Origin of the sequence: Sanguibacteroides sp. AM78-02pH3A, from assembly GCF_027666085.1 — a bacterium.
GTDB classification, from domain to species: domain Bacteria; phylum Bacteroidota; class Bacteroidia; order Bacteroidales; family Marinifilaceae; genus Gabonibacter; species Gabonibacter massiliensis.
In genome coordinates, this window is record NZ_JAQEHX010000003.1 from 161958 (window position 1) to 187515 (window position 25558).

The 25558-nt window shown below is 44.1% G+C and carries 25 protein-coding genes and 1 tRNA gene; 16 read left to right on the plus strand and 10 right to left on the minus strand.

Annotated elements, in window-relative coordinates:
• Positions 1 to 212: 212 nt before the first annotated feature.
• Together PGR74_RS05680 and PGR74_RS05685 are read right to left on the minus strand one after the other, a co-directional pair.
• Positions 213 to 500: a cell division protein ZapA gene (locus PGR74_RS05680; RefSeq protein ID WP_041504183.1), complete on the minus strand. Its 288-nt coding sequence runs from the start codon at positions 498 to 500 to the stop codon at positions 213 to 215.
• Positions 501 to 502: 2 nt separating this feature from the next.
• Entirely contained in the window at positions 503 to 793 is a 291-nt protein-coding gene (locus PGR74_RS05685) for a hypothetical protein (protein ID WP_041504184.1), read from the minus strand.
• Positions 794 to 896: 103 nt separating this feature from the next.
• On the opposite strand from PGR74_RS05685, the gene PGR74_RS05690 reads away from it, so the two are divergent.
• From PGR74_RS05690 to PGR74_RS05765, 16 genes are all read left to right on the plus strand, one after another.
• Complete coding sequence (locus PGR74_RS05690) at positions 897 to 2555, plus strand: M23 family metallopeptidase (protein WP_041504185.1); 1659 nt, start codon at positions 897 to 899, stop codon at positions 2553 to 2555.
• 27 nt (positions 2556 to 2582) lie between these two features.
• The gene (locus tag PGR74_RS05695) at positions 2583 to 2864 is read left to right on the plus strand and encodes a hypothetical protein (RefSeq protein WP_041504186.1); all 282 of its coding nucleotides are present in this window, start codon (positions 2583 to 2585) and stop codon (positions 2862 to 2864) included.
• A 293-nt stretch (positions 2865 to 3157) separates the two neighbouring features.
• The gene (rpsU, locus tag PGR74_RS05700) at positions 3158 to 3349 is read left to right on the plus strand and encodes a 30S ribosomal protein S21 (protein WP_041504187.1); all 192 of its coding nucleotides are present in this window, start codon (positions 3158 to 3160) and stop codon (positions 3347 to 3349) included.
• A 68-nt stretch (positions 3350 to 3417) separates the two neighbouring features.
• Positions 3418 to 4323 (plus strand): tyrosine-type recombinase/integrase, encoded by a 906-nt coding sequence (locus PGR74_RS05705; protein ID WP_316929918.1) that lies wholly within the window; start codon positions 3418 to 3420, stop codon positions 4321 to 4323.
• 18 nt (positions 4324 to 4341) lie between these two features.
• Positions 4342 to 4638: a ribosome hibernation-promoting factor, HPF/YfiA family gene (gene hpf / locus PGR74_RS05710; RefSeq protein WP_041504188.1), complete on the plus strand. Its 297-nt coding sequence runs from the start codon at positions 4342 to 4344 to the stop codon at positions 4636 to 4638.
• Between the two features lie 173 nt (positions 4639 to 4811).
• Positions 4812 to 5999, plus strand: a complete 1188-nt coding sequence (gene tuf / locus PGR74_RS05715; RefSeq protein ID WP_041504189.1) for an elongation factor Tu — start codon at positions 4812 to 4814, stop codon at positions 5997 to 5999.
• A 93-nt stretch (positions 6000 to 6092) separates the two neighbouring features.
• A tRNA-Trp gene (locus PGR74_RS05720) sits at positions 6093 to 6165 on the plus strand.
• Positions 6166 to 6187: 22 nt separating this feature from the next.
• Entirely contained in the window at positions 6188 to 6379 is a 192-nt protein-coding gene (gene secE / locus PGR74_RS05725) for a preprotein translocase subunit SecE (RefSeq protein WP_082027514.1), read from the plus strand.
• A gap of 20 nt (positions 6380 to 6399) precedes the next feature.
• Positions 6400 to 6948: a transcription termination/antitermination protein NusG gene (gene nusG / locus PGR74_RS05730; protein ID WP_041504190.1), complete on the plus strand. Its 549-nt coding sequence runs from the start codon at positions 6400 to 6402 to the stop codon at positions 6946 to 6948.
• A 22-nt stretch (positions 6949 to 6970) separates the two neighbouring features.
• Complete coding sequence (gene rplK, locus PGR74_RS05735) at positions 6971 to 7408, plus strand: 50S ribosomal protein L11 (protein ID WP_041504191.1); 438 nt, start codon at positions 6971 to 6973, stop codon at positions 7406 to 7408.
• Positions 7409 to 7432: 24 nt separating this feature from the next.
• The gene (gene rplA, locus PGR74_RS05740; RefSeq protein WP_041504192.1) at positions 7433 to 8128 is read left to right on the plus strand and encodes a 50S ribosomal protein L1; all 696 of its coding nucleotides are present in this window, start codon (positions 7433 to 7435) and stop codon (positions 8126 to 8128) included.
• 30 nt (positions 8129 to 8158) lie between these two features.
• Entirely contained in the window at positions 8159 to 8677 is a 519-nt protein-coding gene (gene rplJ / locus PGR74_RS05745; protein WP_041504193.1) for a 50S ribosomal protein L10, read from the plus strand.
• Positions 8678 to 8719: 42 nt separating this feature from the next.
• Positions 8720 to 9097: a 50S ribosomal protein L7/L12 gene (gene rplL, locus PGR74_RS05750; RefSeq protein ID WP_041504194.1), complete on the plus strand. Its 378-nt coding sequence runs from the start codon at positions 8720 to 8722 to the stop codon at positions 9095 to 9097.
• Between the two features lie 94 nt (positions 9098 to 9191).
• Positions 9192 to 13004, plus strand: a complete 3813-nt coding sequence (rpoB, locus tag PGR74_RS05755; RefSeq protein WP_041504195.1) for a DNA-directed RNA polymerase subunit beta — start codon at positions 9192 to 9194, stop codon at positions 13002 to 13004.
• 76 nt (positions 13005 to 13080) lie between these two features.
• The gene (gene rpoC / locus PGR74_RS05760) at positions 13081 to 17331 is read left to right on the plus strand and encodes a DNA-directed RNA polymerase subunit beta' (protein WP_041504196.1); all 4251 of its coding nucleotides are present in this window, start codon (positions 13081 to 13083) and stop codon (positions 17329 to 17331) included.
• Between the two features lie 145 nt (positions 17332 to 17476).
• Positions 17477 to 17791, plus strand: a complete 315-nt coding sequence (locus PGR74_RS05765) for a DUF3467 domain-containing protein (RefSeq protein ID WP_041504197.1) — start codon at positions 17477 to 17479, stop codon at positions 17789 to 17791.
• Positions 17792 to 17991: 200 nt separating this feature from the next.
• Here the strand turns inward: PGR74_RS05765 and crcB are convergent, their stop codons facing one another.
• The 8 genes from crcB to PGR74_RS05805 all read right to left on the minus strand — a co-directional run bounded on the left by crcB (position 17992) and on the right by PGR74_RS05805 (position 25555).
• The gene (gene crcB / locus PGR74_RS05770) at positions 17992 to 18369 is read right to left on the minus strand and encodes a fluoride efflux transporter CrcB (RefSeq protein WP_041504438.1); all 378 of its coding nucleotides are present in this window, start codon (positions 18367 to 18369) and stop codon (positions 17992 to 17994) included.
• A 38-nt stretch (positions 18370 to 18407) separates the two neighbouring features.
• Positions 18408 to 19787 carry an MFS transporter gene (locus tag PGR74_RS05775; protein WP_235375101.1) on the minus strand — a complete coding sequence of 460 codons (1380 nt, stop codon included), beginning with the start codon at positions 19785 to 19787 and terminating at the stop codon, positions 18408 to 18410.
• Between the two features lie 95 nt (positions 19788 to 19882).
• The gene (yut, locus tag PGR74_RS05780; RefSeq protein ID WP_041504199.1) at positions 19883 to 20854 is read right to left on the minus strand and encodes an urea transporter; all 972 of its coding nucleotides are present in this window, start codon (positions 20852 to 20854) and stop codon (positions 19883 to 19885) included.
• Between the two features lie 18 nt (positions 20855 to 20872).
• Positions 20873 to 21790, minus strand: a complete 918-nt coding sequence (locus PGR74_RS05785) for an urease accessory protein UreD (RefSeq protein WP_041504200.1) — start codon at positions 21788 to 21790, stop codon at positions 20873 to 20875.
• Complete coding sequence (gene ureG / locus PGR74_RS05790) at positions 21787 to 22437, minus strand: urease accessory protein UreG (protein ID WP_041504201.1); 651 nt, start codon at positions 22435 to 22437, stop codon at positions 21787 to 21789. Before ureG ends, PGR74_RS05785 begins: the two co-directional genes overlap by 4 nt.
• 19 nt (positions 22438 to 22456) lie before the next feature.
• Complete coding sequence (locus tag PGR74_RS05795; protein ID WP_041504202.1) at positions 22457 to 23149, minus strand: urease accessory protein UreF; 693 nt, start codon at positions 23147 to 23149, stop codon at positions 22457 to 22459.
• 12 nt (positions 23150 to 23161) lie between these two features.
• Positions 23162 to 23755: a hypothetical protein gene (gene ureE / locus PGR74_RS05800; RefSeq protein WP_041504203.1), complete on the minus strand. Its 594-nt coding sequence runs from the start codon at positions 23753 to 23755 to the stop codon at positions 23162 to 23164.
• Between the two features lie 81 nt (positions 23756 to 23836).
• Entirely contained in the window at positions 23837 to 25555 is a 1719-nt protein-coding gene (locus PGR74_RS05805; protein ID WP_041504204.1) for an urease subunit alpha, read from the minus strand.
• Between the last annotated feature and the right edge of the window lie 3 nt (positions 25556 to 25558).

A 25558-nucleotide genomic window follows, 5' to 3' on the forward strand; every position in this document is an offset into this window, starting at 1 on the left:
TAAAAAACCCGCACTATTTCTCTTTAAAAAACCCCTGTTAGACACGGGTAGAGCTGCCGTCGGATTCAGATGTCCACCGTCCCGAAGGAACTCCGAAGAGTTGAGGCCTATCTTGTGCCAACTAAGCTTTGCTCTAATTGGTTAAGTGTTGAGTTTTCCAGTTAAATACGAAATAATGCGGGTATATCTATTTCTTTTCAAAGAACGCTTTTTCACTCTTTTACGAATTCGTCTAACCTTTTGTTCGCTTTTTCTATTTCATTCAATATCGGTTCGACATCATTCCGTTGCTCGGCTTCCAACATTTTGGCTGTAAATTGCAGGGCCGTGGCGACTAAAAAATCCATGGGGTCAATATTTGAATATTTTTCCCTATATTGAGAAATCTTACCATTAATCAACTGTGCCGCTTTTCTGATTTGCTCCTCTTCCTCTCTCTCTATCGTCAACGTGCAAATCCGTCCTGCAATGTTCACATTAATCGTAAGTTTATCATTCATATTTAGTTATTCAAAAGAGCAATACATTTGTCAATCTCCCGCACCAGTTGGCTGATTCTTATTTTGGCCTCAGAGCTTCCATCTCCGGTCGAAATAGCATTAGCCACTTTCAAAGCTTTTATGTTCTCGTTTAATCTGCTGTTCTCGCCTTTCAGCTGCTCAATCCGGTTTCTGAGAGCTTGGATCTCCGCTTCCAGATTTTTGTTTTTGTCCAGCGAGGATATATATCGTTTTATTAGTTGTTCAATTTTTAAGTTTAGCTCTTTTATTATGTTTTCTTCTTTTTCTGTCATAACCTAAACTTTACACCACAAAGATAGGACAATTTCTTTTAAATACCAAGAGTGTTGTTATTTTTGCAACGGTTTTGTCATTTTTAGTAGCCGATATAATATTATGAAAAAAGGAACGGTCATGATTGCGGGAGTTTTACTCCTTTTAACGTCAGTCGCTTGGGGACAATCGTCCGGGTGGCTAAATCCTTTACGCGTCAAGCCCTTGTTGAGTGGTAATTTCGGAGAATTGAGAGATTCGCATTTTCATTCCGGATTGGATTATAAAACGGAGGGCCGGGAAGGATTGCCGGTAATATGCGTGAAAGACGGGGTGTTGGCCCGGGTTAAGGTTTCAGCGACGGGTTACGGAAATGCATTGTATATCGAACATGCTGACGGATACACGACGGTTTACGGGCACCTGCAACGTTTTGTCCCCCGGGTGGAGGAGATCGTTCGGGATATGCAATACGCGAAAGAGTCATTCGCTATCGACGAAAATTTTGAAGCGGAAGCGATTGTTTTCAAAGCGGGGGATACTATTGCTTATAGTGGAAACAGCGGTTCTTCCATGGGACCTCATTTGCATTTCGAGGTGAGAAGTTCTCGGGACGAACGCCCGTTGAATCCGTTGCTCTTCCTGAGAATAGAGGATACCATGGGACCGACTCTTCGGGCTCTTTATCTTTATGGGTTTACAGAGGAGGGGGTGTTGTCGGGGCGTAGTCGCGTTGCGGTAAAGAATACGGGAAACAGGAATTACAGTGCCGGGAGGGTACGGTTTCCTGCCGGAAAAGTCGGTATCGGCATACAGGGTGATGATTACATGAACGGATCATGGAATAAATTGGGATTGTACGAGTTGAAGTTGTGGGTCGGAGGGCGGTTGATATCCCGAATGAAGATGGATACCACCTCTTTCGATCAAAACGTTTTGGTGAATGAGGTAAAGGATTTTCAACTTTATAGGGAGAATAAGGTCGTCTACACGACGTTTGGAAATTACCGGGATGAATTACCGGGAGTTTTTACCTCGCTCGCTCGCGGGTTTATTACGTTGTATCCGGATACTATCCGGCAAATCCGTTTGGAGTTGCGGGATATGAACGGTAATGTTTCCCGGCTCTCCTTTGAGTTGATCGGAAGAGAGAGGGAACGTGAGGTTGAAAGTTCGGAGAACGTGATTTGGGATAACCGAAAAGGACATCGGATGGTTTGTGAAAATTATGTGCTGGAGTTGGAACCGGATGCGTTACAGTATCCGATATCGGGTAAACCGCAACTCGTTTCTTGGCATAAAGACAGCACAGAAACGATGGAGGTGTTTTGTTTGGCAAGAGAGGAGTGGCCTTTGTTAAAGAAAGGAAAATTGCAGGTGACGGGTCCATTTCCGGAGAAAAGCGTGCTATGTATGGTAGGAAAAGGGAATAAGTTATTGCCGATGAAAACTTGGCGGTCGGAAACGGGGCTTTGGGCTTATCCCCGCGTGTTGGGACGTTATACGGTGAGCCGGGATACGGTAGCTCCTCAAATCGATTATTTGGGAAAGGTTGCCGGGAAAAGCGTGCGTTTTAAAATAAAGGATGAATTGACGGGTATTGCTTCTTACCGGGTTGAGGTGAACGGGAAATGGTGTCTGTTCTCTTATGATGCCAAAAAGAATATGCTGGAGGGGCGTTTAAGCGAGCCTGCTTTTACGAAGGGGAAAAACAGGCTCGTGTTAAAGGTGACGGATGGTGTGGGAAATGTTGCTACCTTTGAAACCCATATTGTAAAATAGGAGTATTAGTTATAAAAAGTATATGATATGCATACGATAATAGCAAAAGCCAGGGAGCTGGCAAAAGAGAAGAAAACGGAAGAGGCTGTTGCCTTATTGGAAGAACAGGTGGTCGGAGAAAAAGAGGGGCCGGAAGAGATATTGATGGAGTTGGGAATTATTTATAACGGCAAGGCTGATTTTACTCGGGCTTTGAACTATTTCAATGCGGTGTTGCGTTTGAACCCGGATAACGGTAAAGCTCGTACTTACGTGAACATGATCAACGGTATTTTGGATTATTATTGCAAGGATCTGTTGAATCCCTGATTGTGTCGCGTGAAAAAAAAACAGGGAGGGGATAACACGGATACGGTAAAATGGGTAAAGACAGGCTCTTAAAGTAGATTTTTATTTCGTGCGTTGTAATTCTCGATTAATTCATTTACCTTTGCGGCAGTTTTCGAATTGTTAAATTTACGTTTCAATCCGCTTGAAAGGGGGTGGTCGATTATTTTCGAGATAAATAAATGATATAATATTCAATAGGAAAGAGGACACGCGATGGTGTCGTCGGTTATTTTTTTAGTAATTAAATTATTCATTTTTAAAAATAAAAGATCATGATTATAGTTCCATTAAAAGAAGGCGAGAATATTGAAAGAGCGTTGAAAAAATTCAAAAGAAAGTTCGAAAAAACCGGTGTTATTAAAGAGTTGAGAGACCGTCAGGCTTTTACCAAACCTTCAGTGAGAAATCGGATGGCTCGCATGAAAGCTGCTTACCGTCAATCTTTACAGCAAGCAGAAGAATAAAAGACTTACATAATGTTGTTTTTCAAAAACAAAAAGCGTAATTTAGTTACGTCTTTAAAATTTTGAAAATGATGCAACTTCAGGCTTTTTTGAATTATCTCGGTCGTGTAAAAAGATATTCTCCTCGCACGATAAAAGCATACCAAATGGATTTGCGTCAATTTTTTGATTATTGTAAGTTGAGCGATTCGGAGGAGGATATTTTAAAAATAACTACCAAGTTAGTGAGGGGATGGCTTATGGCGGAGATGAGCGGGAGTATGCGGAAAGTAGAGACCGGGGAGAAACTGAAGGGCACTTCCGGGAAGCGAAAGTTGAGCAGCTTAAAAGCTTTTTTTCGTTTTTTACTGAAAGAGGGAGTGTTGGAGGTGAATCCGGCGGAGGGAATTAGCGGTCCTAAAACGGCTAAGCGGTTGCCTGTTTTCGTGAAGGAGGAGGAGATGGCCGCGGTGTTGAATGTGGAAAAGGAGGATTTTCCTTGCCTGCGCGATTGGTTGATTTTGTTGATGGCCTATGACACGGGGATGAGGCGTTCGGAAATAGTAGGGTTGAAGGTGTCGGATGTCGATTTTTCCCGGCGGTGTATTCGGGTGACGGGAAAAGGGAACAAGCAACGGGAGATTCCGGTCGTGAACGAGTTGGAGAAAGCGATGGCGCATTATTTGGAGAGGAGGCGGGAGGTCGTTATTCAGGAACACGGTTTTTTTTTCGTGACTGACAAGGGGTTGCCTATTTACGATAAATTTGTTTATCGGCTGGTTACCGCAAAGTTGTCGAATGATACCACTTTGTCCAAGAGAAGTCCGCATGTGTTGCGTCACTCTTTTGCGACTCATTTGTTGAATAACGGGGCGTCCATAGAGGGGATCCGGGAGCTTTTAGGGCATTCGAGTTTAGCTGCCACCCAGGTCTACACGCACAACTCGGTAGAGAGTATGTTGAAGATTTTTAAACAAGCTCACCCACGAGCATAAATTATAGGAGGAAACGGTATGGAAATTAGAATTAATCCTGTAGGTTTTTCAGTAAATCCGGTTTTGGAAGAGTTGATCAATAAAAAATTCTCGAAACTGGAAAGGTATCACGACGGCATTATCGCGATTGTGGTGACGTTGAAATTGGAAAAGGATGACAATCTTGAAAACAAATTGATGGAGGTGAACGTTGACGTGAAGGGACAGGATGTTTTCGTAAAGAAGAATGCTAAAACTTTTGAGGAGACGGTGGATGAGTTGTATGACGTGTTGAAGCGTCAGTTGACGAAGGCGAAGGAAAAGAGAGAAAATTAAAAAAATGATCTCATTTATTGTGAGATATGATTTTTAATTTGTACATTTGCAAGCCAAATTAAATGGATTTTTCTCGTTTGGACTGGTTAACATTCAGTCGTTCAGAGGATTTTCTATGGTATGTTATAGAGTTTTTGTGATAAATTGTTTAATAATAAAATTGTTTTAGAGTTATGGCTAAAGAACATTTTGACAGGTCAAAACCACACGTAAATATTGGTACTATTGGTCACGTTGACCACGGTAAAACAACCTTGACTGCTGCGATTACGACAGTTTTGGCAAAAAAAGGTCTTTCTGAATTGCGTTCATTCGATTCTATCGATAACGCTCCGGAAGAGAAAGAGAGAGGTATTACCATCAATACTTCGCACGTAGAATATGAAACTGCAAATCGCCACTATGCGCACGTTGACTGTCCGGGACACGCCGACTATGTAAAGAACATGGTTACCGGTGCCGCTCAGATGGACGGTGCTATTCTGGTTTGTGCCGCTACAGACGGTCCGATGCCCCAAACACGTGAGCACATCCTTTTGGCTCGTCAGGTAAACGTACCGAGAATGGTCGTTTTCTTGAACAAAGTGGATATGGTGGATGACCCTGAAATGTTGGAATTGGTTGAGATGGAGATGAGAGAGTTGTTGTCTTTCTACGGATACGATGGAGACAATACTCCTATTATTTTAGGTTCTGCCCTCGGTGCTTTAAACGGAGAACCGAAATGGGAAGAGAAAGTAATGGAGTTGATGGATGCAGTGGATTCTTGGATTGAACTTCCGGAACGTGCTGTAGACAAACCGTTCCTGATGCCTGTTGAGGACGTATTCTCTATTACCGGTCGTGGTACTGTTGCTACCGGTCGTATTGAGACGGGTACCGTTCACGTGGGTGATGAGTTGGAAATGATCGGTTTGGGTGCTGACGGGAAAAAGACCGTTTGTACCGGAGTTGAGATGTTCCGTAAGATTCTGGATGACGGAGAGGCCGGTGATAACGTAGGTTTGTTGCTTCGCGGTGTCGATAAAAACGAAATCAAGCGTGGTATGGTTTTGGCAAAACCGAAATCAGTAACCCCGCATACGAAATTCAAAGCCGAGGTTTATATCCTGAAAAAAGAAGAAGGTGGTCGTCACACTCCGTTCCACAACAGATACAGACCGCAATTCTATATCCGTACATTGGACGTTACCGGAGAGATCACTTTACCGGAAGGACGCGAGATGGTAATGCCTGGTGATAACTTGACCATCACGGTTGATTTGATCACCCCGGTTGCTTGTTCGTTAGGTTTGCGTTTCGCTATCCGTGAGGGTGGTAGAACCGTGGGTGCCGGACAGATTACCGAAATCTTAGGCTAAGATGATTGCAGGTTTATGATTTGGTCGATTCGCTCTGGAATCGCTCGGTCGTGAATCCAAGATAAATGGAGTTGACTTCGGTCAACTCCACATACGGGAGTGGCTCAGTTGGTAGAGCATCGGTCTCCAAAACCGAGGGTCGGGAGTTCGAACCTCTCCTCCCGTGCAATTTAAAAAGAAAGAAACAGATGAGAATTAAGAGTTATATATCAGACGTTTACAACGAACTGGTAAATAAAGTATCCTGGCCCACATGGTCTGAACTCCAGAGCAGTGCAACGATTGTGATGATTGCTTCCGTTATCATAGCTCTTTGTATATTTGCGATGGACTTCTCGTTCAGACACATAATGACAGGTATATATAGTTTGTTTTATTAAAAATCTTGGAGGTCTGACACATGGCTGAAATAAAAAAAAGATGGTATGTACTTCGAACAATTGGAGGCAAGGAGAAAAAGGTAAAGGAGTACATCGAAAATGAAATTGCCAGTTTAGGGCTTCAGGACTATGTTTCACAGGTTTTGGTGCCGGCCGAGAAGGTTTATCAAGTACGTAACGGGAAAAAATTCAGTAGTGAACGGAATCTATACCCGGGTTATGTATTGATAGAGGCTGCTCTCGTTGGTGAAATTCCCCACATGCTTCGTGATATTACGAACGTGATTGGCTTCCTGGGGGAGACCAAGGGTGGAGATCCTGTGCCGATGCGTCAAGCGGAGGTAAACCGGATTTTAGGTACGGTGGATGAACTCGCGGAACAACCAGAAGAAATAAGTGTCCCTTATTTCGTGGGCGAGTCGGTTAAAGTGACCGACGGGCCTTTTAACGGTTTTACCGGCGTGATAGAGGAGGTGAATTCGGATAAGAAGAGATTAAAAGTAATTGTTAAGATCTTCGGACGGAAAACGCCACTTGAACTAAGTTTCATGCAGGTAGAAAAAGAATAACAATTATTGATTAAAAAAAATCATGGCAAAAGAAGTTGAAGCAATTATCAAGCTACAAATTAAAGCCGGAGCAGCAAATCCTTCTCCTCCAGTAGGTCCTGCGTTAGGTTCAAAAGGGGTCAATATCATGGACTTCTGCAAGCAATTCAACGCAAGAACTCAGGATCAGGCAGGAAAGATTATCCCGGTGATTATTCAGGTGTACGGTGATAAGTCATTTGATTTTATCACGAAACAACCTCCTGTTGCGGTTCAGCTTTTGGAAGTAGCCAAATTGAAATCCGGATCTGCTGAGCCTAACCGTAAAAAGGTGGCTTCTATTACTTGGGCTCAAGTAAAAGAGATCGCAGAGTCTAAGATGAAAGATTTGAATGCTTTTGAAGTAGAAAAAGCGATGAGTATGGTAGCTGGTACTGCCAGAAGTATGGGTATCACCGTTGATGGTGAAAGACCTTTTTAATGAATTTGTAATACTTCAAACGTAATGAGTAGACTGACAAAAAATAAGAAGTTAGCTTTAGAAAAGATCGAAGGTGGAAAAGTGTATTCTATCGACGAGGCTGCACAACTTGTAAAAGAGATTACTTTTACCAAGTTTGATGCGTCAGTAGACCTGGACGTTCGATTAGGAGTGGATCCGCGTAAAGCCAATCAAATGGTTCGCGGTGTATGTACTTTACCTCATGGTACCGGAAAAGAAGTAAAAGTGTTGGTTTTGTGTACGCCTGACAAGGAGGATGAAGCTAAGGCTGCCGGTGCGGATTACGTGGGATTGGATGATTATATCGAGAAGATCAAAGGCGGTTGGACCGATATAGATATCATCATTACGATGCCTTCCGTAATGGGTAAAGTGGGTGCTCTTGGTAGAATATTGGGTCCTCGTGGATTGATGCCTAACCCGAAAAGCGGTACGGTAACTCCGGAAATCGGAAAAGCTGTTACTGAAGTAAAGCAAGGTAAGATCGACTTTAAGGTTGACAAATTTGGTATTATTCACGCCTCTATAGGTAAGGTATCATTTGATGCCGTTAAGATTTTAGAAAACGCGAGAGAATTCTTGAACGTGATCAACAAATTGAAACCGGCAGCCGCGAAAGGAACCTATGTTAAGAGTGTGTATCTGTCAAGTACGATGAGTCCCGGTATTCAAGTAGAACCAAAGTCATTACTTGATTAATTTTGTAACCTTAAAAAGGACCTCAGTAGTATGAAAAAAGAAGAGAAAAAAGTCATTATAGACAGCTTGACGGAGCAGGTTAACGAATATAAGCATCTTTATGTAACCGATATTGCGGGTCTGGATGCAGTCGCCACTCAGGCGTTGCGTAGGGCTTGTTTCGATGCTAACATAAAGCTTATACAGGTTAAAAATACCTTGTTGAAAAAGGCTCTTGAGAACGCAAACAACAATTACGAGGAGATCTTCGTTTCTTTGAAAGGAAGTAGTGCCGTAATGTTGTGCGAGACAGGTAATGCGCCTGCCAAATTGATCAAAGAGTTCCGTAAAGATAAGGATAAACCTGCATTTAAAGCCGCTTTTGTTGAGGAATGCGCTTATGTAGGCGAAAATCAATTAGACGCGTTGATCAATATTAAGTCTAAGGAAGAGTTGATTGGAGATATCATCCTGATGCTTCAGTCTCCGATGCAGAACGTTATTTCTGCTTTGCAATCCGGACAAAATACGATCGCCGGTGTTGTTAAGACACTGTCTGAAAAAGAATAATTTTTTAAGTTAAGTAACAAACAATTTTAAATTAGTATAGAAATGGCAGATTTGAAAAAACTTGCAGAAGAGCTAGTAAACCTTACCGTAAAAGACGTAAAAGAATTAGCTGATATTTTAAAAGAAGAGTACGGAATTGAACCTGCAGCTGCTGCTGTGGCTGTGGCTGCTCCTGCTGCTGGTGGCGCCGGTGCCGCTGCTGCTGAGCAAACGGAATTCGATGTAGTTCTTAAATCAGCTGGTGCCTCTAAATTGGCTGTTGTTAAGTTGGTAAAAGAGTTGACCGGTCTTGGTTTGAAAGAAGCTAAAGAATTAGTTGACAAAGCTCCGGCTCCATTGAAAGAGAAAGTGTCTAAAGAAGAAGCTAACAGCTTAAAAACTCAACTTGAAGAAGCAGGAGCTGAAGTTGAACTTAAATAAAGAATAAAACCGGTAGGTTTTGGGGGTTAAGAGTCTCATGTGGACTCTTAACCATTTTGTTGTTATGATTGTTTAGGTTCAAAAAAATTAATAGATGTCTTCATATAATTCAAACAATAGAATAAGCTTTGCGTCGATAAAAAATCAATTGGATTATCCTGATTTTTTGGAGGTGCAATTAAAGTCGTTCAAAGACTTTTTTCAATTAGGTACCACGCCTGAGAACAGAAAAAATGAAGGCCTTTACACGGTTTTCAAGGAGAATTTTCCTATAACAGATACACGTAATAACTTTGTTTTAGAATTTTTGGACTACTTTATAGATCCGCCGCGCTATACCATTGACGAGTGTTTAAGTCAGGGATTGACGTACGGAGCTCCGCTGAAAGCGAAGTTAAAGTTATACTGTACTGATCCGGAACATGAAGATTTTGATACGGTTATTGAGGATGTGTATTTAGGGAATGTTCCTTATATGACTCCGAAAGGTACTTTCGTGATCAATGGAGCAGAGCGTGTCGTCGTTTCTCAGTTACACAGGTCTCCCGGTGTATTCTTCGGACAGAGTATTCACGCGAATGGTACGAAGCTTTATTCAGCCAGAATTATTCCGTTTAAGGGGTCCTGGATCGAATTTGCCACGGATATCAATAACGTGATGTACGCGTACATCGACCGTAAAAAGAAATTGCCCGTGACAACCCTGTTGAGAGCCATCGGTTTTGAAACGGATAAAGATATTCTCGAAATTTTCGGGTTGGCAGATGAAGTGAATGTTTCCCGTACGGGATTGAAGAAAGTCATTGGTCGTCGTTTAGCTGCTCGTGTTTTGAAATCTTGGGTAGAAGATTTCGTGGATGAAGATACCGGAGAAGTCGTTTCCATCGAACGTAACGAGATTATCGTGGATCGGGAAACTGTATTGGAACCTGAGCATATAGATGCGATCGTTGAATCGGGTGCGAAAACGATCCTTCTTCACAAGGAGATTCAAAATTTGGCGGATTATGCCATTATATATAATACGTTACAGAAAGACCCCTGTAATTCGGAGAAAGAGGCCGTTATGCATATTTACAGGCAATTGCGTAGTTCGGAACCACCAGACGAAGCAACTGCCCGCGATGTAATCGATAAGCTTTTCTTCTCGGATAAACGTTACGATTTGGGTGACGTGGGGCGTTACAAATTAAACAAGAAGTTGAATCTTTCCACGGATCCGGATATTCGGGTTTTAACGAAAGAGGATATTATCGAGATTATCAAGTATTTGATTCGTTTGCTGAACGCCCGTACGGATGTGGATGATATCGACCATTTGAGTAACCGTCGCGTTCGTACGGTAGGCGAACAATTATATAATCAGTTCGGAGTGGGACTTGCCCGTATGGCCCGTACGATCCGGGAACGGATGAATGTTCGGGACAACGAGGTGTTTACTCCGGTGGATTTGATCAATTCGAAGATTTTGTCTTCCGTGATCAACTCTTTCTTCGGAACCAATGCTTTATCTCAGTTTATGGATCAAACGAATCCGTTGGCCGAGATCACGCACAAAAGACGTATGTCTGCTTTGGGACCCGGAGGTTTGTCCAGGGATCGTGCCGGATTTGAGGTTCGGGATGTGCACTACACGCATTATGGCCGTTTGTGTCCCATCGAAACCCCGGAAGGTCCGAATATCGGTTTGATCTCTTCTCTTTGCGTTTATGCTAAAATCAATGACCTCGGATTTATCGAGACTCCTTACCGGAAGGTAAATGACGGGGTGGTGGATTTGTCCGACGAGGGGGTGAGGTATTATTCGGCAGAGGAGGAAGAGGGATTGGTTATAGCACAAGCCAGTTCTCCGATAAACGACGAAGGTTTATTCCTGGATAAACGGGTAAAAGCCAGACAAGATGCGGATTTTCCGATGGCAGAGGGAGAGAGCGTGGATCTGATCGATGTGGCGCCGAATCAAATTGCCTCTATTGCCGCTTCTTTGATTCCTTTCTTGGAACATGATGATGCTAACCGCGCTTTGATGGGATCCAACATGATGCGTCAGGCTGTGCCTATAATTTGTCCGGAGTCTCCGATCGTGGGTACCGGTTTGGAGGCAAACCTGATCAAGGATTCCAGAACGCAGATCGTTGCGGAAGGACCGGGAGTCGTGGATTATGTGGACGGTCGTAAGATCGTGATCAAATACGATCGTACGGAGGAGGAGGCTTATGTGAGCTTTGACAATGATACGAAAGAGTATTATCTGCCTAAATATAAACGTACGAACCAGAGTACGACCATGACCTTGAAACCTATCGTGAGAAAAGGCGATCGGGTGGAAGAAGGCCAGATATTGACGGAGGGCTATTCTTCCGAGAAGGGAGAGTTAGCTTTGGGACGTAACTTGAAAGTGGCTTTCATGCCGTGGAAGGGTTATAACTACGAGGATGCCATCGTTATTTCGGAGAATATCGTGCGCAACGACGTGTTTACTTCCGTGCACGTGGATGAGTATTCGTTGGAAGTGCGGGAAACCAAGCGCGGTTTGGAAGAGTTGACCGCCGATATTCCGAACGTTAGCGAGGAAGCTACCCGCGATCTGGATGAAAACGGTATTATCCGCATAGGAGCCCGTATTAAACCGGGCGATATCATGATCGGTAAGATTACCCCGAAAGGAGAATCGGATCCGAGTCCGGAGGAGAAATTGTTACGGGCTATTTTCGGAGATAAGGCCGGAGACGTGAAAGATGCTTCGTTGAAAGCTTCTCCTTCGTTGAGCGGAGTTATTATCGACAAGAAGTTGTACCAACGCACGGTAGGGGATCGCAAATCCAAAGCTGCAGGAAAGAATCTGTTGGCAGAATTTGACGAACAATTCCAACGTAAAGTGGGTGATTTGACCTCTCTGTTGATCGACAAACTGTTCGAGTTAGTGAACGGGAAGACCTCTCAGGGCGTGAAAAATTATCTGAACGAGGATATTGTTCCGAAAGGGGTGAAATTCTCTTACAAGATGCTCCAGAATATGGATTTCTTGCAGATCAACCCGAACAAATGGACGACCGATAAGCAGAAAAACGATATGATCCGCGACTTGTTGCATAATTACATCATCAAGTACAAAGAGATCGAAGGTCAAATCAAACGTAAGAAATATAATGCTACCGTCGGTGACGAGTTACCTTCCGGAATTATCAAGATGGCAAAGGTATACGTGGCTAAAAAACGTAAATTGCAGATCGGGGATAAGATGGCGGGACGTCACGGTAACAAAGGTATCGTATCCCGCGTAGTAAGAGTGGAGGATATGCCCTTCCTGGAAGACGGAACTCCGGTGGATATTTGTTTGAATCCGTTAGGTGTACCTTCCCGTATGAACCTGGGACAGGTATTCGAAACCGTACTGGGTTGGGCCGGGAAAAAATTGGGAGTAAAATTTGCGACTCCGATTTTTGACGGGGCTACCTTGGAGGAGATAAACGGGTATACGGATAAGGCCGGATTGCCGAGAAACGGTACTACCTACCTGTATGACGGGGGAACCGGAGAGCGTTTCGACCAGCCTGCCACCGTGGGAGTGATCTATATGTTGAAGTTGGGTCACATGGTAGATGACAAGATGCATGCCCGTTCTATCGGACCGTATTCTTTGATTACTCAGCAACCTCTTGGAGGTAAGGCTCAGTTCGGAGGACAACGTTTCGGAGAGATGGAGGTTTGGGCATTGGAAGCTTTCGGGGCTTCTCATATCTTACAGGAGATTCTGACCGTGAAGTCGGACGATGTAATGGGTAGAACCAAGACGTATGAACACATCGTGAAGGGAGAACCGTTACCTACACCGGGTATACCGGAATCCTTCAATGTATTGTTACATGAGTTGAGAGGTTTGGGATTGAGCGTTAACTTGATATAATTTTTGATTTACGATTTCGGATTTGGGACGGGTTGCATTGCCGGGGTCTAAAATCTGAAATCTAAAATTCATAAATATGGCATTCAGAAAAGAGAATAAAACAAAAACTAGTTTTACAAAGATTGCTATTGGTTTGGCTTCTCCGGAAGAGATTCTGGAGCGTTCCAGTGGTGTGGTGTTAAAACCGGAGACCATAAACTATCGTACCTATAAACCTGAACGGGATGGTTTGTTCTGTGAACGAATCTTCGGGCCGGTGAAAGATTACGAATGTCATTGCGGTAAATACAAACGTATTCGCTATAAAGGGATTGTGTGTGACCGATGCGGTGTTGAGGTGACGGAGAAAAAGGTTCGTCGTGAGCGGATGGGACATATTCAATTGGTTGTTCCCGTGGCACACATTTGGTATTTCAAATCCCTACCGAATAAAATCGGTTATTTGTTGGGATTGCCTTCCAAAAAATTGGATGCGGTCATTTATTACGAGAGATATGTCGTGGTAAACCCGGGAGTTATGGCCGAGTCCGGAATTAAAACACTGGATTTCCTTACGGAGGAGGAGTACCTTGATATTTTAGATAAGCTTCCGAACGAGAATCAGTATTTGGATGACGATGATCCCAATAAGTTCATCGCCAAGATGGGTGCTGAAGCTATCTCCATGTTGTTGGAACGTTTGGATTTGGATGATTTGTCTTACGAATTGAGAAATAAAGCCAATACCGAGACGTCTCAACAGCGGAAAAATGAAGCTTTAAAACGTCTTCAGGTGGTTGAGGCTTTCCGGGAAAGTAAAGATATCAATAAACCGGAATGGATGATCGTGAAGGTGGTTTCCGTGATCCCTCCCGAATTGCGTCCGTTGGTTCCGTTGGATGGTGGTCGTTTTGCCACGTCCGATTTGAACGATCTGTACCGGAGGGTAATTATCCGTAACAATCGTTTGAAACGTTTGATTGAGATTAAGGCTCCGGATGTGATTTTGCGGAATGAAAAACGTATGTTGCAGGAAGCTGTTGACTCGTTGTTCGACAATTCCCGTAAATCCAATGCGGTGAAAATCGAAAACAACCGGCCGTTGAAGTCTCTTTCCGACAGTTTGAAGGGTAAGCAAGGACGTTTCCGTCAGAATTTGTTAGGAAAGCGTGTCGATTATTCGGCTCGTTCGGTTATTGTCGTGGGACCCGATTTGAAGATGCACGAATGCGGTCTTCCCAAGGATATGGCGGCAGAACTTTATATGCCGTTTATCATCCGGAAATTGATTGAACGGGGTATCGTGAAGACGGTGAAGAGTGCCAAAAAGATCGTGGATCGCCGTGATCCGATCGTGTGGGATATCCTGGAAAACGTGTTGAAAGGTCATCCGGTTTTGTTAAACCGTGCTCCGACCCTGCACCGTTTAGGTATTCAGGCATTCCAGCCGAAATTGATCGAAGGAAAAGCTATCCGTTTGCATCCCTTGGCTTGTACCGGATTTAATGCCGACTTCGACGGTGACCAGATGGCAGTTCATTTGCCTTTGGGTAATGAAGCTATTTTGGAAGCTCAGATTCTGATGTTGTGTTCCCACAATATATTGAATCCTGCTAACGGAGCCCCTATTACGGTTCCTTCTCAGGATATGGTATTGGGGTTGTATTATATCACTAAACCCAGAAAAGGCGCCCGGGGAGAAGGATTGAAATTTTATTCTCCGGAGGAGGTTATTATTGCCTTTAACGAAAGGGCGGTTGATTTACATGCAGAGATCAAAGTGAAGATCGACGACGTGGATCAAGAAGGGAACCCTATCCGTCACACGATAGATACGACCGTCGGTCGGGTATTATTGAATCAATATACTCCGAAGAACTACCCGTATATCAATACGTTGATTACGAAAAAAGCTTTACGTGACATCATCGGGGACGTGTTCAAGCGTTGCGGCGTGGATGTAACGGCCAAGTTCTTGGACGATATTAAGGATTTGGGATATCGGAAAGCGTTTGAGGGTGGTTTGTCCTTTAATTTGGGAGACGTTATCATTCCGGAAGAGAAACAATCTCTGTTGGAAGAAGGTTACAATCAGGTAGACGAGGTAATGTCGAACTATAACATGGGATTCATTACCAATAACGAACGTTACAATCAGATTATCGATATTTGGACGCACGTGAATGCTAATTTGACGGCTACTTTGATGAAGCAGTTGGCTTCCGATGATCAGGGATTCAATTCCATCTATATGATGTTGGATTCGGGAGCCCGCGGTTCTCGCGAACAGATCCGTCAGTTGGGAGGTATGCGTGGATTGATGGCTAAACCCCAGAAATCAGGCGCAACCGGCGGACAGATTATTGAAAACCCGATTTTAGCTAACTTTAAAGAGGGATTGTCCGTGTTGGAGTACTTTATTTCAACTCACGGTGCTCGTAAAGGTTTGGCCGATACGGCGTTGAAAACGGCAGATGCCGGTTACTTGACTCGTCGTTTGGTCGATGTGGCCAATGATATTACGATTACGGAAGAGGATTGCGGTACGTTGCGCGGTATTACCATTTCGGCGATTAAGAATAACGAAGAGGTGGTTGCTTCTTTGTCCGAGCGAATCCTTGGACGTGTTTCCGTACATGATATTTATCATCCGAATACGGGTGAGTTGATCGTTGCTTCCGGGGAGGAAATTACGGAAGTCATTGCCGATATTATCGAAAAATCACCGATCGAACGCGTAGAGGTTCGTTCCGTGTTGACTTGTGAGGCGAAAAAAGGAGTTTGTGCCAAATGTTACGGACGTAATTTGGCCACGAGCCGGATGGTGGAGAAAGGTGAAGCTGTCGGAGTTATCGCGGCACAATCCATTGGAGAGCCTGGTACGCAGTTGACCTTGAGAACGTTCCACGTGGGAGGTACTGCCGGAAATATTTCCAGCGAGAACTCTCTGAAGGCAAAATACGAAGGTTATGTGGAGTTTGAAGAGTTACGTTCCGTGGAACATACTTTGGACAACGGTACCGTGTGCGATGTTGTGGTAGGACGTTTGACAGAATTACGCATTGTCGATAAGAATACCAATATTATATTGGTTTCTCATGCAATTCCTTACGGAGCGAAGCTGTTCGTAAAGGACGGTCAGGAAGTGAACAAGGGTGATTTACTTTGTGAGTGGGACCCGTTCAATGCATTGATTATCACCGAATATTCCGGAACGATAGGATTGGAAAATCTGATCGAAGGAGAGACTTATAAGGAGGAGTCGGATGAGACTACCGGATTCCGGGAGATGATCATCATTGAATTCCGGGATAAAACGAAAGCTCCTGCTTTATGTATTAAAGAGGCGGGAGATAATGTCGTGAAGAGTTATAACTTACCGGTAGGTGCTCACATCGTGGTGAAAGAGGGGGCACAGGTAACAGCCGGTAGCACGATTGCCAAAATTCCGAGAGCTGTCGGTAAGGCCGGTGATATCACGGGAGGTCTTCCGCGTGTTACCGAGCTATTCGAAGCCCGTAATCCGTCGAATCCGGCGGTTGTGTCGGAAATTGACGGAGAGGTGACCTATGGTAAGATCAAACGCGGTAATCGAGAGATCATCGTTACTTCTAAGGCCGGAGAGGTGAAGAAATATTTGGTTTCTTTGTCTAAGCAGATATTGGTTCAGGAAAACGATTATGTGCGCGCGGGAACCCCGTTATCCGACGGAGCGATTACTCCGACCGATATATTGAATATCGAGGGACCGATAAAGGTACAGGAATATATCGTAAATGAGGTGCAGGATGTATACCGGATGCAGGGAGTGAAGATCAATGATAAGCATTTTGAGATCATTGTTCATCAGATGATGCGTAAGGTATTGATTCAGGATGCCGGTGATACCAAATTCTTGGAGAGCCAAATCGTGGATAAATCCGAATTTATGGAAGAGAACGACGCCATGTACGGTAAGAAAGTCGTTCTGGATCCGGGTGATTCTGACCGGGTGAAAGCGGGACAGATTATTACCGTGCGTATGCTTCGGGATATTAATTCCCAATTGAAACGTCGTGATATGAAAGTCGTGGAGGCCCGTGATGCCGTACCTGCAACATCTGCACAGGTGCTTCAAGGAATCACGAGAGCTGCTCTACAGACTGCCAGCTTCATTTCGGCTGCTTCTTTCCAGGAGACGACCAAGGTATTGAACGAGGCGGCTATTCACGGAAAAGTAGATCCTTTGGAGGGATTGAAAGAGAACGTGATTTGCGGTCACTTGATACCGGTAGGAACCGGAATGAAGGAGTTCAGAAGTTTGATCGTCGGTTCGAAAGCGGACTTCGAAAAAATAGAGAATAAATAAAAGAAAAAGGACCATCGGTTTTCCGGTGGTCTTTTTTTGTTCGATTCGGCAAGGCGATGATTGCGATAAGTTTTTAGTAGTTCTGAGATTGTAATTTCTGTTAATCATTATCTTTGTTTTCGAACTTAAACGCAAACGAAAAGTTATGGAAGAGAAAAAAAATCAGTTGGATATAGAATTAAGTCATGAAGTGGCTCAGGGAACTTATGCTAATTTGGCGATTATTTCCCATTCGAGTTCGGAGTTTATCGTGGATTTTATCCGGATTATGCCGGGAGTGCCGAAAGCGGATGTGAAAAGTAGGATTATTCTTACTCCTGAACACGCGAAACGCTTGATGTTGGCGCTTCAGGATAATATCCGGAAATTCGAGCAGGGGTATGGCCGTATAAATATTCCGGAAGGAGAGCCCATGGGGCCGATGTTTCCCATGGATGTGGAACCGAAAGGACAAGCTTAATTATTGATTAAAGGATTTTGTGATTCTGTGATTGGGGATTTCGGATTTTTGATTGATGATTTTGAGATGACAAGATCGGAATTGAATTTGATCCAATTTACAATTAAACGGTTTTGGTGGCCGGAAGATTGTAAATAACATCCGGTGACGGGTGCAACGGGTTATTCAGAAAGTACGCGACTTTCTGAATAATTTTTTTGTTATGCTGCCTTGATAAGACTGCGTCCCAGCCAAACCAGAATAATACCTAAAATAATACTTAAGCCGAGATAAAGGGAGAAATAGAGCCAATGTCTATTCTGGATCAGTAAAAACATATCGTCGGCAAAGGAGGAGAACGTGGTAAATCCCCCACAGAAACCTGTGATTAAGAAGACATTCATGTTGGTTGAAATCAGGTGGTTTTTTTCTGCTAACCCGAAGAAAATACCGATTACGAAACTGCCGATAATGTTTACTGCAAACGTACCCCACGGAAAAGGTGAAGTTGTAACAAAATGACATAATTTCCCTACTAAGAAACGCAGGCAGGTACCGATAAAGCCTCCTATTCCTGCAATAATCATCGCTTTGAACATAGTTTTCCTAATTTTAATTGTTAGACATATTTCCATATTTATTTCGGAAGTTGTTTGAAAACCATCGGACCGACAATTGCGGTAATTACTCCTCCCAATATCAGGGTTCCGATGGCAACCATCAACACTAATTTTCCTCCTCCTAAGTTCAGGAGAAGGGGTATAATAAAGGTGGCAATGATGGCTCCGAGTTTGCCCAGGGCAGAGGCTACCCCTTCGCCGCTGGCTCTCGTCTGAAGATCGTAAATTCGGCTGGGTAGTATGAAGGTCATCATGTGTGGCCCGGCATTTAAGGCTATTTCGAAAAGCATAAACCCGACAAGGATAACCCAGGCGGATGAATGGTATATATAGCCTAAGAGAACAATGAATAATCCGATGGCACTTACAAAAAATCCTAAGGACTGGTCTCTGATCGGGTTAATCTTGTTGATAAAGCTGATACCCAGTATAAAGCCGGAAATAACGGCAAAGTTAATATATAGCGTGATTTTCAGTGCATCTGTTACCCGGTCGAAGGGAAGTGTTTCCGGGGGAATGAATCCCAGGGAAAGCAACAGGATCGGAGTGAATATTCCGATTCCGTATACGCCCATTCCCTCGCATCCCCAGGGAATTCCGCTTAAAATAATTTTTTTGATATTTCCCCGGACGAAAAGTTCCTTCCATGAGCTTTGAGGCTGATGCCTTATTTTAGATTTGTTCGCTAATTCTCCGATGTAGACATCGTTCCCCAAAAAGAAACGGACACTTTTTTCTGCTTCCTGAATTTTACCGTGAATAGCTAACCATTCGGGGCTTTCGGCAAAATGAATGCGGGAAAGAAAAGTAATTGCTGCAAAAATAGAGATGAATAGAAAAAGTTTGTTCCAAATTTCGGGATTGGCGGTGTTTTTCAGTACGAAGTAAGCGACGATAATCATTATTATGTTACCGAGAGCCGAGGTAGCCTTGGATATTCCTAACATTTGTCTTTTCCATTTCTTGGGCATTGTTTCCGATACATAAGAAGGATCGAGAGCGTAACCTCCTCCGATTCCGAATCCGATGATCAGTAAACATATCGTCAGAACAAGTATGGATTGAGAGAAAAAAATCCATAAAGAGGCAAATAAAATGAGTAACGGGCATAGTCGGAAAAAAAAGAGGTAGCCGTACCGGTCGCTGAAATGACCGAAAAATAGAGATCCTACGGTGATACCTGTTAAGCCTGATGAGAAAACAAGACCTTGTAGCCAAGAGGAGAGTTCCGGATGATGGGTAATTGCTATGAGCGGAGCGATTACTCCGATGAGAACGGCTAATACTCCTCCGAAAAATTGTCCGGCCGATGCTATTACAAGTATACGAATATGTCCCCATCGCAGGGGCATCGTATCCATATTTACCATTTTATCTGGTGTCCTGTTTCCTGTCATATCGTTTATCATTAAGTTTCAATCGGGTTAACATCCTCTCTGTCGTCCCCGAAACAATCGAGACAACAGAGAGTGTATGAAAATTGTGTAATAGGTTATCCTGCTTGTAGTATTTTCTTATCCAGGTTGAGATGAGGCCAGAGGAATAACCAGGTGGCCACGCAGAACGGACCTGTAAGCGTGGGTAATCCGAAAGGGGTAAATAGGGTATCCATACCGGCTTGAATAAACACGGTGGCGAAAATGCCGACGAGACTCCATATGACAGTTCGCCAATTGACCTGATAAAACGTGATGCCTAAGGCGATACCTGTCAATACGGGGCTGAAACCGAATAATCCGTTTGCGATATCGGCGCCGTTGCATTGATATAGGATGGCTGTCGCTAATGATAGAGCCGAGGCGATGGCCGCCCAGATAGCTGCCCATTTGTTACTGATCGCCAATCCGATTAAGAAGAGTATACCAGTTACCCATGAATTGATCAAAAATACCTGACTGATCCCTGTCAACCAATAAATTACGAGATGGGAAAAGCCGGTGTCGAATGTCGAAGAGAAATTACCCGGTAATTCGGGTGCACTTAAACCAGAATCCGGTAATCCGTGCATGATTCGGGCCGCTAATAAAACGAACCAGGTAATCAAGACAAAGGGAAACGTGAAAGAACTGACCTTGTATGGGACCAATAGATGGTTCAGGCCTACCATGACCCAGGTGGTCATGGACGAAAAGATGATTAAGGCTAACCACATCAAAGGAACGTTTCCCAGAAATGTAGGCAGAGCACATCCTACCAGTATTCCGTTAAATCCCCACAGGCCGATCGATCCTTTTTCAGCGGGATACTTCAACAGATATCCGGTGAGGGTGGATACGACGGTCCCTACGATAGCCCCCCAGGCTACGGCCGGATTCCCTGTTGCATAAGATCCGTAAAATATTCCGGCCAGAAAAAACAGCCCCGTCCAGGCGTTGCCTTGGAACATGACTTGTCCGGCTCCTTTTAGTACCACTTTAATGAAACCAAAAGAAAAAATTCTTGGCATAGTAATTTCTGTTTCCATAATATATTCGAAGTTTAGTTATCTCCATACAAATTCGACCGGTACGGGTTTATTTTTTATCTGCATACGGACGACGGAACAAAATTCCCGGATGAAACGTTTTACGGGTTGTGTTTCTTTACCTAATACTTTTAAAATTAATCCGCACTTCTCCGGCAAATGAGTTATACCTGCGGCAAGTTTTCGATGTTTATCCAAAAAAGCCCCGGTGTTTTTATAGATTTGTTCGGCATCTTTTTCCGGAGTTAATACCAGAACGTTGGCAAATACGTCGTAGTCGTGCATTATGCCGATACGACAAAGGGGGTTTTCTTTCGGGGTCGCAACTAATTTTTCTCGAAAAAGAGGAGTGCCGTCCGGTCGATGAGCCCGGGTACAGACGGATAATAGATCGTATTCAAATGATTCGCCCTCACCGTAATACTTGCGTCCGCCCGTGTATATCTCCGAATAAAATAGAGTGGCGGTAGCATCAATTACAATATCCGTATCTGTAATGTAGCGGCTATTTCTGCATGGAATAGTCGGTTCCGGGATGTATTCCAGGTATGCGTTTTCTTCCAGCACAAAAGATTGTTTTAAACCGGAAAAATTATAAACCATTTCGGCAATTTTTGTTGCCGCTCCGGTAGATAGGTGGGCGTATGCGTTTTTACATACCTTGAATTTGTTTACATAGCGGTCTCCGTCGATATTAGGGCCGCCTGAAGAAAGAATGTATACACAAGGCATTTCCGGCATTCCTTCGTCGAAATAGAGTTCTTGCTGTACGATCAGAGGAGCGCGTCTGTCCCAATGACGCATGATGGATTTTCCGTTTTTGTCCAGCTCAAAAACGAGATCCAAAAGCCCGCATTTTCCCGGAGCTCCGACATGCATTGCCCGGGGTTCTGCCAGATAAGGGCGTAGCTCCCGGTTTTGTGAAAACTCTTTCATATTTTCATATCCTCCACCTCTTTTTGTGAAACGCGGTCGAACAGAGCCATATTCCGTATTAATCCGATTAACTCTTTGATTCCTTCTCCCGTCATGCAATTGGTAAAAACAAATGGTTTTCCGGGGCGCATGATTTCGGAGTCCCGTCTCATTACTTCCAAGTCGGCGTGGACATAAGGGGCGAGATCGGTTTTGTTGATGACTAAAATGTCGGAATAGGTTATTCCCGGCCCGTCTTTTCGCGGAATTTTATCTCCGGCAGCCACATCGATGACGTAAATGAAAAAGTCTACCAATGCCGGACTAAAGGTTAAAGTCAGGTTGTCGCCTCCCGATTCGATCAAAACGATATCGCTATCCGGAAATTTCGCTTCCATCTCCTCCACGGCTGCAATATTCATGGAGGGGTCCTCGCGTACGGCGGTATGAGGGCAAGCTCCTGTCTCAACGCCGATTATACGGTCTTCCGCTAAATATCCTTTAAGCATTTTGCGGACATGTTTAGCATCTTCTGTTGTAACGATGTCGTTGGTAATGATTAAAACTTGTAAGCCTAATTTTAATAAATGGGGGGTTAGTGCCTCTATAAGTGCCGTTTTCCCAGATCCTACGGGACCACCGACACCGATTCTGCATGTGTTACTCATATGGGTTTATTTTTATTCGTTAATTCATAAACATTCTCATTTTTCCTTTTTCATGTAATGAAGCCATGATGTCCATTTCCGGAGCAAATGTTCTCATATCGTCGAAAGTCATCTCTTTTATATTCTCATAATCCGAAGCGGCCATGGAACAAAGCCGGTATAGAATGGATTGTGTTTCGTAATGGGATACTTTTACACATCGTAAAGCCGCATTCAGTATCATATTTATGATGCCGTACTCGATAGAGACGAAGAGATCCTTTTCATGCAATCCGTTTTGCTGGAAAAAGATGGCTTGTGCAATCGGATAGGTGCCGGGAACCTTTTGATCAAATATGTCTTTTAACCATTGATTCATGAGAGGAGTTTCGGCGATCTGAATACTTATTTCCGCCATTTTTTTCCCCATTCGGGTAAGCATTAAGCGAGCTTCTTCATTCATTTTGCACCACATGATCTGTTGATCCGCCTCTTTTACGAGTGCGTAGTCGTTTTCGGCGGTTGCCCGAAAGGCGATGAGTGCAGCGATGGCATCGCTATATATGGTTTGTTGGACAGCCGTGCGCGTATATTGTTCGAGACTGTAAGCATCTGATACGATATTTTCAAAGGCAGCTGTTTCCAGTCCGTTGGAAAAAGAGAAGGTACCGACGGGAAATGCGGAGTCCGAAAATTCGAGAAGTCGCATCAACCTGGTAATTTCGTCAATCATAGTATTGAATTTTCAATGTAAAACTTCATGCGAATGACCTGTTTGTCCGTGTTCGTGATGATGATGTGGTATTTCTTGTGTACTTCCTCCGAAAAGTTGGCGAATTTCGTGAGGTGCGAGGAATGGAATCACCTCTTTACCCGGTTGGAATTCATAGGTGATGTCTTCGAAATGATGGGTATCCATAACACTGGTCATTACTTTTTTGTCTACCGTTAACGGTACGTATAATTTATCTTTTTTGACAATGGCCGGCCAGTGTTGGTTACCGATGGCGTGTCCTATTTCGATACATTTACGTATGATTTCTTCCGGTTTTTTCTGTGCTATTTTTTTCAATTCTATGACAAGGACAGGTTTGAGGTCGATTCGAATTACGACAGCGCTATTGCTTTCCGGGTTGTACTCCAGAACATCCCCGTTTTCAATTTGGGAGTGACGTTTCAGGGCGACTGCATATTCGGCATGGTCGCTTTTAGCGATAAAACGACTTTTTTGAGCTGTCCATTGGTCCAAATCGAGGTAGGTTATTGCGCTATTTTTGAGTTTTTCCGCCCAAGTAGGGTCGGATATCATGTTTCCGATAACTTCAGAGAATATTTGCATACGAATATAATTAGTAAAGAAGGTTGCCTTACGAGTTTTCGGACGGAAGACTTAAAGGCAACCTATCGATGAATTTAAATGTTAACTAAACCAATATAATTGTGCCAGCGGGAATTTCTTGGCGGTTGGGATGTAAGCACTTTTACCGTCCACAAGTACCTCGAACGTTTCCGGATTGATATCGATTTTAGGCATGTTCCCGTTGAGTACCATATGGGGTTTGCCGATTTGCCGGCAACCGTGCACGGGGTATACGATTCTTTGGAGTCCGTATTTTTCCTTGATACCCGCATCGTGGGAAGCTCGTGAAACGAATGAGATGCAGCTATTGGGCATAGCTGAACCGAAACTTCCGTACATCGGTCGGTAATACACCGGTTGAGGAGTCGGTAACGAGGCATTCGGATCTCCCATAATTGCCCAGTTAATCATACCTCCCTTGAGAACTAATTTGGGTTTGGTACCGAAGAATTGAGGCTCCCACAGTACGAGGTCGGCCATTTTTCCTTTCTCGATAGATCCTAAAATATCTGAGAATCCGTATGTGATAGCCGGATTGATGGTCAGCTTGGCTAAATAACGTAATACCCGGAAGTTGTCATTCTCTGCGGAATCTTCGCTGAGTTTACCTCTTACCTGTTTCATGTAGCTTGCCATCTGGAAGGCTCTCATGAAATTTTCTCCTACACGTCCCATTGCTTGCGAATCGGAAGAGATCATGGAGATTACGCCCAAATCGTGCAGCACGTTTTCGGCTGCTTGTGTTTCCGGACGAACACGGCTTTCCGCAAAAGATACGTCAGACGGAATCTTGGGGTTCAGATTATGACATACCATGATCATATCGAACAATTCGGCCTGTGAGTTGATACCGAACGGTAGTGTCGGGTTTGTTGAAGAGGGTAACACGTTGGCTAAGGAAGCTACTTTCAGCAAGTCCGGAGCATGTCCTCCTCCGGCTCCTTCCGTGTGATAGGTATGGATAGTTCTACCGTCGATAGCAGCGATCGTGTCTTCAACGAAGCCGCTTTCGTTTAAGGTATCGGTATGAATCGCGACTTGTACGTCGAACTCGTCAGCTACTCCCATGGTCTCCCGAATGGCGGCGGGTGTACTTCCCCAATCTTCGTGAATCTTGAAACCGCATGCTCCAGCTAACATCTGTTCGACTAATGGACGACGTACCGAACAGTTGCCTTTCCCGAGGAACCCGTAGTTTACGGGGAGCCCGTCAATGGCCTGTAGCATCCTTTTCATATTCCAGGTACCGGAAGTTATGGTTGTCCCGTTCGTTCCGTCTGTCGGACCGACACCACCGCCGACGAGGGTCGTAACTCCATTGCTCAAACAATGGTAAGCTTGCTGCGGAGCGATCATGTGTACGTGCCCGTCAATAGCAGCGGCTGTCAAAATAAGGTGCTCTCCCGAAATGGCGTCCGTGGCGGCTCCTGTAACCAATTCCGGGGTTACCCCTTGCATGATATTCGGATTCCCGGCTTTGCCGATTCCGGCGATTTTTCCGTCTTTGATGCCGACGTCGGCTTTGATGACTCCTAATTTCGGATCGATAATCGTTACATTGGTGATGACAAGATCAAGGGTTCCTCCTTCGGAAGTTAAGGTATTTGCCAGTCCCATGCCGTCGCGCAAGGTTTTTCCTCCCCCGTAGATCACTTCGTCCCCGTATACGCAGAGGTCTTTTTCGATTTCCACGTAGAGATCTGTATCGCCTAAACGGATTTTATCCCCTACGGTCGGGCCGTAAAGATCATTATATTGTTGTCTCGTTATCTGTGCCATATT